Source organism: Diplocloster modestus (genome assembly GCF_019042245.1).
GTDB lineage: Bacteria > Bacillota > Clostridia > Lachnospirales > Lachnospiraceae > Diplocloster > Diplocloster modestus.
The window spans coordinates 37214-49524 of record NZ_JAHQCX010000019.1; the positions used below are offsets into that span (position 1 = coordinate 37214).

Consider the following 12311-nt stretch of genomic DNA (forward strand, 5'->3'; position numbering starts at 1 on the left):
AACTGTTCCGACGGGAATCGTACAGATCGATATTTCGTGATCAGGAGGAAGTGCCTTGAATAAGAAACTGCTCATTAAAAATGCAAAAGCCATCGTCAGCTGTGACGCAACGGATCGGGTATATTGGAATTCCGATATCCTGATCAACGGCCCTGAGATTATTAAGATTGGCCCAAATCTAACGGATGAATCCGCAGAAGTGATACGTGCGGACGGAAAATTCGTCTATCCGGGCCTGATTAACACTCATCATCATTTTTTCCAGACATTCGTGAGAAACCTGGTGACTATCGACTATCCCAATATGCTGGTGGTAGAGTGGCTGGATAAAATTTACCGGATCTTCCAGAAGATTGACTCGGAAGTCATCTATTATTCTTCCCTTACCGCCATGGCGGATCTGATCAAACATGGCTGCACCTGTGCGTTTGACCATCAGTACTGCTATACCAGGGCCTCCGGCAAGGAACCGGTCGACCGGCAGATGGAAGCCGCGAAGCTTTTGGGGCTTCGGTATCACGCGGGAAGGGGAACGAACACCCTGCCCCGGAGTGAAGGCAGCACGATCCCCGAAAATATGCTGGAGACGACAGATGAATATCTAAAAGACTGTCAGCGGCTCATTGAACGGTATCATGATCCGGACCCGTTTTCCATGCAGCAGATCGTGATGGCGCCCTGCCAGCCTATCAACTGCTATCCGGATACCTTCCGGGAGACGGTCCGGATGGCCCGGGATTACGGGGTCCGGATGCACACCCATCTGGGCGAGGGAGAGAATAACATTATGCTGGAGCGGTATCACATGCGCTCGCTGGACTGGTGTGAAGAGATTGGATTCATCGGGGAAGACGTATGGTATGCGCATAACTGGGAGGTGCTGCCGCAGGAATATGAGAGATTGGCCAGGTATGGCAGCGGGGTGTCCCATTGCCCGGGTCCCGCGGTGCTGGGAGGTTTTCCGATCCTGGATATCAGGGCCATGCAGGATGCCGGAGTCCTGATCAGCCTGGGATGCGACGGCTCCGCCACCAATGACAGTTCCAGCCTGTTAGACTCCCTGCGTGTCGCGTTTATGATGCAGGCCTATCACACCAAAGAGCGGGGCGGCTGTGTATCCGCCTACGACATGCTGAAGACAGCCACGGTAAACGGGGCAAAGACTCTGGGCAGGGCGGATCTGGGCAGCCTGGAAGCGGGGAAGGCGGCGGATCTGTTCATGATCGATACGGAGCAGCTGGAACTGACCGGCACCCTGCATGATCCCGGGAACCTGCTGGCCCGTACCGGCGTGACCGGTCCGGTCTGGATGACAATGTGTAACGGGAAAATTATTTATCAGGATGGCGAGCTCATAGGAATAGACGAGAAAGCACTGGCGGAAAAAGGAGAAGAAGTCTGCAGCAGAGTACTCAGGAAGGACAGCGAAGCCTTCCGTGGATTTGTTTTTTAACCCGATGAGACCAAGTGATTAGTAGGAGGAAAATCTATGAAGAAATGGTTATCTGTTATCTTGACGGTTGTATTATGCACGGGAATGCTGCTGGCCGGCTGCGGGAGTGAACAGACGGCAAAGGAAGGCAGCGCGGGAGACGGCAAGGGCGACGCCGGAAAAAGCGATGGGCTTAAAGTCGCATTGATTCTTTCAGGTCCGGCTAATGACCAGGGATGGAATGCCACCGCTTTGGAAGGACTGAAAAAGGCGGAAGATGAATTCGGTATTACCAGCGCATATATGGAAAATGTGGATATCGCGGATACCGAAGCGGCTTACCGTGATTATGCCGCGCAGGGCTTTGATTTGATCGTCGGGCATGGATTCCAGTTCGGGGAACCGGCGGCCAAGGTCGGAAAGGAATTCCCGGATCAGTATTTTATGGCCACAGAATCCAACAGCCAGGGAGATAATATGGCGTCCTATGTAATGAGCTGTGAGGAAGGGGCTTATCTGATGGGGATGCTGTGCGCGGGCATGACGAAAACCAACACGATCGGAGTCGTTGGCGGCTTCGAGCAGCCGTCCATCACAAAAGAGCTGGAAGCCTTTAAGATCGCCGCGAAAGAGGTCAACCCGGACGTAAAGGTCCTGGAGATCTATATCAATTCGTTTGTGGATGCTTCGCTGGGAAAAGAGGCGGCTATGTCCATGATCGATCAGGGAGCCGATGTCCTTTACCATGTGGCGAACCAGGCGGGAACCGGAGTGATCACCGCGGCCCAGGAAAAAGGCCTGCTGTGCTGCGGCAATTCCTATGACCAGAATTCCATAGCTCCCGACAGTGTGATGTGCTCCACCGTATATAATATGCCCCTGGTCATCACAACGGCAGTTCAGCAGGTGATGGATCACAAATTCGAGGGAGGCGTTTTCTATCTGGGAATGGCCGACGGCGTAGTGGATATCGCACCGTTCCATGATTTTGAAGACAAGATCCCCAAGGAACTGATGGATCAGGTCCTGGCCAAAAAAGACGCGATTATCAGCGGGGAATTTGAAGTGCCCAGAATTGAATCGGTAACCAAATAACGGCAGAAGCCCCTGCGGATACGGACCTGAAGGAGGAACCCTATGCCTCTGTTGACAATGAGGAATATAGACAAATCGTTTTTTGGTAAATTTGCAAATCAAAAAGTAAACCTGGATGTGGAAGCCGGGGAAGTACACGCGCTGCTGGGGGAAAACGGCGCTGGTAAGACGACGTTAATGAATATTCTGTATGGCATCTATACCAAGGATGCCGGGGAGATATACTATGACGGCCAGCCGGTGGAATTCCGGTCCCCCAAAGAAGCGATAGCTCACAAGATCGGTATGGTGCACCAGCATTTTATGCTGGTCCCTACCTTGACCGTGTCCCAGAATATCACGCTGGGGCTGCGGGAAAAGGGGTACCCGTGCAGTAACCGGAAGCAGCTGAACCAGAAGATTACTCAGATTTCCAGTCAATACGGCCTGGCCATAGATCCGGACGCCAAGGTAAACACTCTTTCGGTCGGGGAGCAGCAGCGGGTGGAGATTATGAAACTCCTGTACCGGGATGCCCGGCTTTTGATCCTGGATGAACCCACCGCGGTTCTGACCCCGCAGGAGACCAAAAACTTCTTCCGGGTGTTGAAAAAGCTCAGGGAGGACGGCCGTTCCGTGATCCTGATCACGCATCATATACCGGAAGTCATGGACATCGCGGATCAGGTTACGGTACTGCGGGATACCCGCAGTATCATTACCGCTCCGATCACGGAGCTGACGGAGGAAAAGTTATCGGAATATATGATCGGCAGACAATTAAAACCCATCGAACGGCCCATGGACACAGCCCGGGAGGGAACCGGACTGGAGGTGCGGGAGCTTAAGATGATCCGAAAAGGCGTCGCCAGGTTAAATGGCATCAGCTTTTGCATCGCCCCCGGAGAGATTCTGGGAATCGCCGGAGTGGATGGTAATGGACAGAAGGAACTGGTGGAAGCGATCATGGGCATCGGAAAAACTCCGGGCGGGTCTGTCCTGCTGTACGGCGAGGAGATAAAAAACCTGCCCATCCGCAGCAGGATCCGGCGGGGGCTGGGCTATATATCCGATGACCGCCAGCAGGATGAACTGCTGATGGACATGAACCTGGCTGAGAATATGCTGTTAAAAATGTACGAGGATAAGACGATGAACCGTCACGGGATCATCCATAAAAAGTCGCTGTACGCGAAGACGCAGGCTGCCATAGAAAATTATGATATCAAGACCTACTCCTTGGAGATTCCCATCAGGCTTCTGTCCGGGGGCAACCAGCAGAAGCTGGTTCTGGCCCGGGAATTGGCCGGGGAACCGCGTGCCCTGGTGGTTTCCCAACCGACCCGGGGCCTGGACATCGGGGCCTCCGAGTTTATACGGGAACAGCTTCTGGCCGGTAAAAAGAACGGCTGCAGTATTCTGTTGATCTCTGCGGACCTGGAAGAGATATTGGCGCTGAGCGACCGGATCGCGGTGATTCACGGAGGCAGAATAATGGGGATCGTGCCGAATACAGGAGAGGTCGACATGACCGCCGTCGGACTTATGATGGCGGGCAGGGACAGCATGGCCGAACGGGAGGAAGGAGAGGATGCAGATGAATAGCAAGTGGAGATCTGTTCTTTCGTTTGCCGGAGTCGGTGCGGCCTGCGTGGGAATATCCGCCATATTTATCATCCTGACCGGAGGCAACGCGCTGAGAGCCTTCGCCGGTTTTTTCCAGGGAATTGTGGGATCCGCCTATAATCTGGCCGAGGTGCTGGTGAAAGCGACCCCGCTGATCCTTGCCGGCCTGGGTGTGTCCGTAGCCTTCAAAAGCGGCTTTACAAATATCGGAGCCGAAGGCCAGCTCTACATGGGCGCCATTGCCAGCACGTTTATCGCCATGTACCTGCCTGGCCTGCCGGCTGTCGTCATGATCCCCCTGTGTATGGCGGGCGCATTTATACTGGGAGGCCTCTGGGCGTTTATTCCGGGTGTCCTGAAAGCCAAGTTCGGAATTTCAGAAGTCATCAACACGATTATGTTTAACTATATAGCCATTAACCTGCTGGGGGTTCTGGTTCAGACAGTATTAAAAGACCCTAATGGTTATTTTCCCATGTCCCCCACATTGCCCGACGCGTCGGCGCTGCCGGTACTGGTCCGCTCAACCCGGCTTCATGCGGGCATATTTATCGCGATAGCGGGAGCAGTACTCATATACCTGCTGATCTATAAGACTACGGCAGGATTCCGCATGCGCGCGGTGGGCGTAAACAGGCGGGCGTGCAGCTGCGCCGGCATATCTGCCGGCAGGAATCTGATGCTCTCTGCTCTGATCAGCGGCGGAATGGCGGGTATCGCCGGATTTTCCGAGGTGGCGGGCCTGCATCACAAACTGCTGGAAGGGATATCACCGGACTATGGTTATCTGGCGATCATCGTCGCTTTGCTGGGGCGTAAGCATCCGGTGGGCGTCGTGGCGGCTGCGGTGGGTATCGCGGCTCTGCAGGTGGGATCTTTGTCCATGCAGCGCACTGCGAATGTGCCCTCGTCCATCGCCTCGATCATCATGGGGACGCTGGTGGTGCTCATCCTGGCGCGCAAAACGATATTCCGGAAGCTGTTGGGGAAGGAGGAAGGGATATGACGGAAATATTAGCGGTAATCACCACGTACCTGGCCGCTTCCCTGCGGATGGCGACGCCGCTTACGCTGGCGGGGCTCGGCGAATCCTGCTCGGAAAAATCCGGGGTGATTAATATCGGCCTGGAAGCGATCATGCTCTCCGGTTCGTTCTGCGGCTTCATTGTAACTTTCTGGACCTCGAATCTGTTCCTGGGGATCTTGGCGGGAATCGCGGGAGGAATCCTGGTCAGTATGTTGCATGCCGTGCTGAGTATTAAATGCTGCGCGGATCAGAACATGATAGGGCTGGCCCTTAACTTCCTGTTTCTGGGCCTGACCAGTTTCCTGTTTTTGAAAGCCTTTGGACAGACCACAGTGCTTCCTACCTGCGATACGGTAAATGTAATACGAATTCCGCTCCTGAGCGAGATTCCGGTTCTGGGCCCTGTGCTATTTACACAGAACATATTTGTCTATATAATGTTTATAGCAATCGGCGTATTCTGGTTTGTATTTTACAAGACGGACTGGGGCATCCAGCTGACCGCCGTCGGGGAACACCCCCGCGCCGCGGATACGGCCGGTTTGAATGTATTCGGCATCCGGTACGGAGCCTGTCTGATCAACGGGATTTTCGGAGGTATGGCCGGAGCGTACATCACGCTGTCCCAGCTGGGCTTCTTTATGGAAAATGTCACTGCCGGCAAGGGCTATATGGCCCTGGTGGCAGTAATCCTGGGCCGGCGGAATCCCATCGGAGTGCTGTTGGCCGCTATGTTGATCGGCTTTGCCGACGCCCTGCAGTTTAACCTTCAGACCATGGGCATCGCGGTCCCGTCACAGGCATTTTCCATGATGCCGTATGTGGCGGCGGTAATCGTTCTGCTGTTCTCTGTGAACCACAGCAGTAATCCGTCTGCCCTTGGGATACCTTACCAGAGGAATAAACGCTGATGACTGGCTGTGCTATGTGAAACGTGGAAATTTGAAAATGAGAACTATGGCATGAAGGAAAGTGGATTATTGGAAAGCTGTCCGGGAAGGAGCAGGCCCCATTGAAAGAATTCTTTACGATCGGTGAAATCAGCAGATTATTTGGAATCAATGTTCAGACCCTTTACTATTACGACTCCATCGGCCTGTTCCAACCCAGTGAGAGAAGCAGCGGCGGTCAGCGGAAATATGCATTTGACAAAATATACGCGTTGGCTTCCATCCGCTATATGCGTAAACTTGGTTATTCCCTGGACGAAATCAAAGACTATATGGCCAGGCTGAACGTGAATATCACACTGGATAATTTAAAGCACCGTTCCATCATGCTAAAGCGCCAGTGGGAGGAACTGCTGAGCATTGACATGGTGATCCAGCGCAAGATCCGGTTTATCGAGGAACAGATGAAAGGGCTGCGGGTGGAGGAGGTGTGTGTGCGCCGTTATCCCGACCGCCGGTACATCGAGATCGGCCGGGAGGAGATCCTCTACCACCATGATTCCTTTTATTTCTATCCCACCATCGCTTTCTACATAGATGAGTCCAAATCCTTCGGCGCGTATCTCTATCCGGATAACGAGGAATCCATTTCGAAAATACCGGAGTATCAGATCAAAGTAATCCCTGAGGGGGATTATCTGTGTGGATATCATTTAGGTGCTTATGAGACGGTGACCCAGACGATCAGGAAAATACGCCTGTCCAGACCGGACCTGAAGCTGTCCGACCTGACCGTGAACTTTAATATCGTGGATCAGTTTGTAGAACATAATAATGAGAATTATATTACGAATATTCAGGTCCGAATACTTGGAACAAATAGGGAGGGGACTGGCTCCTTTCGGTAGTAAAGTAAAGTCACAAGAGACTGCGCAGAGAAAGGTGCCTGTCCCCGGATGTCGGCTAATTCGAGTCAGCTTCCGGGGACAGGCACCTTTCTCCCGTTGTTGCTAACAGTTTTCGCTTTACTGCCGAAAGGAGCCAGTCCCTTCTCTAAATATCTAATGTCGTCAGTATACTTTCTAACTGATGCTTCGCATCAATCAATATCCCTGCCATCTGATCCATATTTTCCTCCCCCCGGTAGACCGGCATGGAGATCGAGAGTGCCGCAATGGTGGCATGCTGTCTGTTCCATATAGGGGTAGCGATACACTTAATATAGGGGGAGGACTCTTCCGTCTCATAGGCCAGCTGGGTGATCCGGATCTGTCGGATCTGGTCCAGCAGCATTTCCAGGGAAGTGATCGTATTCGGTGTCAGGGAAATCAGTTCCTGATTCTGGTACAGACCGCGGATTTCCTCGTCACTATAACCAGAGAGCAGAGCCTTGCCGATGGCTGTGGCGTGAGCCGGGATTCGCTTTCCTACATGGGAAGCGATGCGCAGAGGCTGCTTACTCTCATATTTATACAGGTAGACCACATCCGTGTGATTCAGGATGGCAAAATGCGCAGTCTCATTACTGCGGTCCGAGACGTCGGCGGTGGTCTCCTTAGCCATGGAGTAGAACGGGTTCGATGATAAATACGAGTTTCCAACTTCAAAACACTTTAAACCGATACTATACTCGCTGTAGTTCGGTTTTTTTGTGAGAAAATCCAGATTACTCAGGGTCAATACCAGGTTGTGGACGGTACTCTTGGGAAGGTCGGTTACATCGCAGATTTCTTTAAAGGTAACAGGGCGGCTGGATTTGGCTACAAATTCCAGTATTTCCAAAGAGTGCTGCAGAATTCGATGGTTTTTAACGTCCATTTGCATATCCTCCGATTCATATATATGAATAACGTATATATACTATACAATAAATCAAGAGGTAAAACAAGAAATAACTGGTTAATTATGTAAAACATTTCATGGATAACGCGATATTTGTAAATAATGCATAAAAAGTGGTTATAAATTTAAGAAAAATATACATATTGACTTGGGTCGAAATTTCGGTTAAATTATATATAAACAAAATACATAAATAAATATATAGTTCATATATATGAACAGGAAGAGAGGAACAATATATGGAGAAGCTTGTTCCGAAAGGAAATTATGGAGTGGTCATGACCCCATTCCGGGAGGACGGCACGCTGGACGAAAAGCTTCTAAGACAGGAGTTCCTGTACTGCAATACGACGAATGCGGCAGGACTACTTCTGTGCGGTTCGACCAGCGAATTTATCTATCTGGAACTCGATCAGGCGAAAAGAGTGTTTCAACTGGGAAAGGAGTGTGTAAGTGAAGAGAAAGTATTGATCGGAGGAGCGGGAGGAGCCAACGAACACCAGGTTATGGAACGGCTGGAATATCTGGCGGATATCGGTTATACCTACTCGATTATCTGTCCCCCCTATTATTATCCGCAGAAACCAGAAGATATCTATGACTTCTACCGGAACATATCGGTCAGAGCACCCATAGGATTAAAGCTTATGTTGTACAATATCCCGTTTTGCTCGCCTGGGATTCCGCTTTCCATCTTACCCAGGCTTCTGGAGCTTGAGAATATCGTGGGAATGAAGGACAGCAGCGGCGATATGCTGTATTTTACCAAAGCGGTGAGTGTGGCGCAGGATCGCCGGCCGGAGTTTGCGATATTCACCGGCCAGGATTCCACATTTCTTCCCAGCCTCACCGTAGGAGGGAACGGATGTATGTCTGCCCTTGTCTGGATGCTGGACACGGATTTTTCTATTCTCCGGCTGTTTGAACAAAATGAGATGAAAAAGGCAGGGGAAATACAGATGCAGCTGATCCGGTTAGTCCGTCTTCTGGATCACATTAGTTTTCCGGAAAATTACAGAGCTTTATCCGGGGTACTGGGAATACCGATGGGAATCCCGCAGCGAAGTTTCCGCGGTTTGCAGGGCGAGGAATATGAGCGCTGGGAAGCAGCAGTTCGAAACACGTTAAGATACATACAACCAAAGGAAAAAGAAAAAAGGAGGTCTTTTGTATGAAAAAGTTATGGAGTGTATGTTTGATCGCGGCAATGCTGGCAGGGTGCCTGACCGGCTGCGGAGGTTTAGGAGGGAAGAATGCGGGGGATGCGCCCGCAGAGACAACAACGGCTGAGGATGCGGCAGGTGCAGGGACTAAGGCAGAGGCACCAGACGGCAGCGCAGCCGGTGAGGTGGTAGAGATCCAATTCTTCCATACCACCTGGGTAGAGGGAATGCTGGATATTCTGGAAGAAGCGATCGCGGGATTTGAAAACGAGCACCCGAATATTAAGATCGTGGAGACCCGGACCAGTTGGACGGATGCGCCCTCACAGCTGATGACATCCATCGCGGGGGGAACCGCTCCGGATCTGATCATGTGCAACCCCAGCATGCTGGCCCAGTTCCGGGGGATCGGAGCCCTGGCGGACATGACCGATCTGGTTCCCCAGGAGATGCTGGACAGCATGCTCCCCAGCGCGGTACAGATGGTGACCACGGAAGAGGGGAAGATCGATGGACTGCCACAGGAAGGCTGTAACTGGGCGCTGTTCTACCGCAAAGACCTGTTCGAGGAAGCGGGACTGGATCCTGAGAAGCCGCCCAAGACCTGGGACGAATTCCTGGAATGCGCGAAAGCGCTGACCAAGGATACGGACGGCGACGGAAAGATCGATCAGTATGGATACGGCTGGCCGGTACAGGCGGAGAACGCGACGGATTACTGGGTTAATTTCATGCAGATGTGCGGAGCTGATATCTCCGGTTATGCGGACGGACAGTGGCAGTCGAAACTCTCAGATGAAGCGGCAAAACAGGGAACGCAGATCATGGTGGATCTGGTACAGGAATACGGGGTCTCCCCTAAGAGTGTGGTGGACAGCGACTGGGAGGCTATCTGTAATATGTTCGTGGAAGGCGAAGTGGCCATGATGCACAACGGCGCATGGGTTACCGGCTCCGTAGCCGAAAAAGGCCCGGAACTGGATGGAAAATGGGGAACTGCCGTATTATTCGACGGTCCCGAGCGGGCGGCTTACCGCGGACATCCGAATACATTTAATATCATGGAAGCATCAAAGCACAAACAGGAGGCATGGGAATTCCTGGAATACTTCTACAACACCGCCAGCACCAGGGATGAAGGGCTGACGATCGCAGGTTCTTTCTGTAACGCTTCAGGGGGAATGCTGTACACCGAAGACTTTGTGGATTATGCGAGGGATCACTACAACGAGTATTTGCAGCCGTTCCTGGATGAAGTCTATGACTGTTATATCCCGCCGCTGGATCCCCAGTGGGAGACCCTGGCCAGTATGTATGGAAGATCCACGGTACAGCAGATGATTATGGGTGATGTCAGCGTGGATGACGGCCTTAAGACTCTGGATCATCAGTTAAAACTGCTGCATGGTGAATAAGGAATCCTTTGCGGTAAAGAGATCCTCCGCCGGCCCGGGCCGGCGGAGTAATTTGGAGGTTTTGGATATGAAACCAAAAACAAAAAATAAAATAACACCCTATTTGTTTTTGCTGCCATGCGCTGTCCTGATCCTGGTTGTTTTGATCTATCCGGTATTCGAGGGGGTGAAAGACAGTTTCTTCAATGAAAATCTGCTGTCTCTGGCTCCGGTAAAATTCGTTGGGGTCAGCAACTATGCGGCACTGCTAAAGGACCCGATGTTTACTCACGCGCTGGGTCGGTCCGTTGCCTGGACACTGATCATTCTTGTATTCGAAATGGTATTGGGGCTGTTTTTCGCAACAATTTTAAATAAAGAAATATTTTGCAAAAAGTTTTTTCGATGTCTGGTACTGGTTCCCTGGGTCATTCCAAACGCCATCGCCGGGATTATCTGGAAATGGTTCCTGAACGAATCCTACGGGATGATGAACTATCTGCTGAAATCAATGGGGCTTATCCAGAACAATCTGCCGTGGCTGTCGGACCAGACGTTATCTGCGGTCTCTGTCATCATGATCATTACCTGGAAGAGTATCCCGTTCGTAGCGATCACCCTGCTGGCCGGCCTTCAGGCGATCCCGAAGGATCTGTATGAAGCCGCGGAGGTGGACGGAGCGAACCACTGGCAGAGTTTCCGGTTTGTCACATTGCCCATGATCAAGAACATTGCCACGATCGTCGCCATCCTGACTTCTATTTGGAACTTCAATCAGCTGGATATCATCCAGGTGGTGACCAAAGGCGGGCCGGGAGAAGCCACGCTGTCCCTGCCGGTCTATATCTACCGGCTGTTTATGCAGACGTTCCAGACCAGCTACGCGTCCACGGCGGCGATCATCATGATGCTGGTCATGATCGTTCCGTGCATAATCTATGTAAGAAAATTATTAAAGGGGTGAGGATAAAATGAGCAGGGCTTCAAAGAGAAAATGGAAGAAAAGGGGCATGACTCTTTTCGTTCTGATCGTTACCTTAATATTAATCCTGCCGTTTTTATGGATGATTTCCACCTCCTTCAAACAGCCGGATGAAGTCTTCTCCTCCATTCCCAAATGGCTCCCGAGAGACTTTAGCTTCATCAATTATCTGTCGATCTGGCGGCGCAGATATTTTACTGACTATTTTCTGAACAGCCTGATCGTATCCGGGTTTACCATGGGAATCGCGTTGATCGTAGCCATGTTTACCGGATATGGGATTTCCCGGTTTTCTTTCCGCGGAAAGACTTTCTTCTCTGCCATGCTGATCGTGGTACAGATGTTCCCGTCCATGCTGCTGCTGATTCCGCTGTACATGATCATGAACAGCCTGGGGCTTCTGGATACCCATCTGTCCATGGTGATCGCTTATACGACATTTGCGATGCCGTTCTGCAGCTGGATGATCAAAGGATATTTTGACACGATTCCGGTTTCCCTGGAAGAATCCGCCCGGATGGACGGGTGCAGCAGGCTTGGGATTCTTTTTAAAATCGTCATGCCTCTGGCGGCGCCCGGGATCGTAACTGTAGCCATGTTCGCGTTTGTACTTTCCTGGCAGGAATACTTATACGCCATGACCTTTGCCAGAACGGAAGGAATGCGTACCCTGACGGTGGGGATCGCTTTGATGCAGGGGCAGCATGGAAGCGTGGACTGGGGACAGATTATGGCCGGTTCGGTGATCGCCTGCCTTCCGGGCTTGATCTTGTTTACCTATCTGGAAAAATATCTGGTGCAGGGCTTTACTATGGGCGCGGTCAAGGAGTAAGTGGAATTTACTTAAGGATATAGAAGGTTATCTTTTTTCATGATAAGGA

The 12311-nt window shown here is 51.5% G+C and carries 11 protein-coding genes; 10 read left to right on the forward strand and 1 reads right to left on the reverse strand.

What is annotated here, in order from left to right:
• Nucleotides 1–55: 55 nt before the first annotated feature.
• The 6 genes from KTH90_RS20680 (at nucleotide 56) to KTH90_RS20705 (ending at nucleotide 6957) form a co-directional block, all read left to right on the forward strand.
• Nucleotides 56–1453 (forward strand): amidohydrolase, encoded by a 1398-nt coding sequence (locus tag KTH90_RS20680; protein WP_158353614.1) that lies wholly within the window; start codon nucleotides 56–58, stop codon nucleotides 1451–1453.
• A gap of 36 nt (nucleotides 1454–1489) precedes the next feature.
• Complete coding sequence (locus KTH90_RS20685) at nucleotides 1490–2527, forward strand: BMP family protein (RefSeq protein WP_238727410.1); 1038 nt, start codon at nucleotides 1490–1492, stop codon at nucleotides 2525–2527.
• Between the two features lie 42 nt (nucleotides 2528–2569).
• A complete protein-coding gene (locus KTH90_RS20690; protein ID WP_238727411.1) occupies nucleotides 2570–4111 on the forward strand; it encodes an ABC transporter ATP-binding protein in 1542 nt (513 codons plus the stop codon).
• Entirely contained in the window at nucleotides 4104–5138 is a 1035-nt protein-coding gene (locus tag KTH90_RS20695) for an ABC transporter permease (protein ID WP_158353608.1), read from the forward strand. Before KTH90_RS20690 ends, KTH90_RS20695 begins: the two co-directional genes overlap by 8 nt.
• On the forward strand, nucleotides 5135–6070 hold the full coding sequence (locus KTH90_RS20700; protein ID WP_158353606.1) for an ABC transporter permease: 936 nt from the start codon (nucleotides 5135–5137) through the stop codon (nucleotides 6068–6070). Before KTH90_RS20695 ends, KTH90_RS20700 begins: the two co-directional genes overlap by 4 nt.
• A 101-nt stretch (nucleotides 6071–6171) precedes the next feature.
• On the forward strand, nucleotides 6172–6957 hold the full coding sequence (locus KTH90_RS20705; RefSeq protein ID WP_158353605.1) for a MerR family transcriptional regulator: 786 nt from the start codon (nucleotides 6172–6174) through the stop codon (nucleotides 6955–6957).
• A gap of 145 nt (nucleotides 6958–7102) precedes the next feature.
• Here KTH90_RS20705 and KTH90_RS20710 read toward each other — a convergent pair whose 3' ends face one another.
• On the reverse strand, nucleotides 7103–7867 hold the full coding sequence (locus tag KTH90_RS20710) for an IclR family transcriptional regulator (protein WP_238727412.1): 765 nt from the start codon (nucleotides 7865–7867) through the stop codon (nucleotides 7103–7105).
• 263 nt (nucleotides 7868–8130) lie between these two features.
• Here KTH90_RS20710 and KTH90_RS20715 point away from each other — a divergent pair, with 263 nt between their 5' ends.
• The 4 genes from KTH90_RS20715 (at nucleotide 8131) to KTH90_RS20730 (ending at nucleotide 12262) form a co-directional block, all read left to right on the forward strand.
• On the forward strand, nucleotides 8131–9066 hold the full coding sequence (locus KTH90_RS20715; protein ID WP_238727413.1) for a dihydrodipicolinate synthase family protein: 936 nt from the start codon (nucleotides 8131–8133) through the stop codon (nucleotides 9064–9066).
• Nucleotides 9063–10469 (forward strand): ABC transporter substrate-binding protein, encoded by a 1407-nt coding sequence (locus KTH90_RS20720; protein ID WP_238727414.1) that lies wholly within the window; start codon nucleotides 9063–9065, stop codon nucleotides 10467–10469. Before KTH90_RS20715 ends, KTH90_RS20720 begins: the two co-directional genes overlap by 4 nt.
• A gap of 67 nt (nucleotides 10470–10536) precedes the next feature.
• Complete coding sequence (locus KTH90_RS20725) at nucleotides 10537–11412, forward strand: carbohydrate ABC transporter permease (protein WP_238727415.1); 876 nt, start codon at nucleotides 10537–10539, stop codon at nucleotides 11410–11412.
• Between the two features lie 46 nt (nucleotides 11413–11458).
• On the forward strand, nucleotides 11459–12262 hold the full coding sequence (locus tag KTH90_RS20730; protein ID WP_238727416.1) for a carbohydrate ABC transporter permease: 804 nt from the start codon (nucleotides 11459–11461) through the stop codon (nucleotides 12260–12262).
• The last annotated feature ends 49 nt before the right edge of the window (nucleotides 12263–12311 follow it).

Excerpts from the sequence above, each read along its gene's own strand:
- KTH90_RS20685 (WP_238727410.1), top strand. The coding sequence starts at position 1,490 with ATGAAGAAATGGTTATCTGTTATCTTGACGGTTGTATTATGCACGGGA.
- KTH90_RS20690 (WP_238727411.1), top strand. The coding sequence starts at position 2,570 with ATGCCTCTGTTGACAATGAGGAATATAGACAAATCGTTTTTTGGTAAA.
- KTH90_RS20695 (WP_158353608.1), top strand. The coding sequence starts at position 4,104 with ATGAATAGCAAGTGGAGATCTGTTCTTTCGTTTGCCGGAGTCGGTGCG.
- KTH90_RS20700 (WP_158353606.1), top strand. The coding sequence starts at position 5,135 with ATGACGGAAATATTAGCGGTAATCACCACGTACCTGGCCGCTTCCCTG.
- KTH90_RS20710 (WP_238727412.1), bottom strand. The coding sequence starts at position 7,867 with ATGGACGTTAAAAACCATCGAATTCTGCAGCACTCTTTGGAAATACTG.
- KTH90_RS20715 (WP_238727413.1), top strand. The coding sequence starts at position 8,131 with ATGGAGAAGCTTGTTCCGAAAGGAAATTATGGAGTGGTCATGACCCCA.
- KTH90_RS20720 (WP_238727414.1), top strand. The coding sequence starts at position 9,063 with ATGAAAAAGTTATGGAGTGTATGTTTGATCGCGGCAATGCTGGCAGGG.
- KTH90_RS20725 (WP_238727415.1), top strand. The coding sequence starts at position 10,537 with ATGAAACCAAAAACAAAAAATAAAATAACACCCTATTTGTTTTTGCTG.
- KTH90_RS20730 (WP_238727416.1), top strand. The coding sequence starts at position 11,459 with ATGACTCTTTTCGTTCTGATCGTTACCTTAATATTAATCCTGCCGTTT.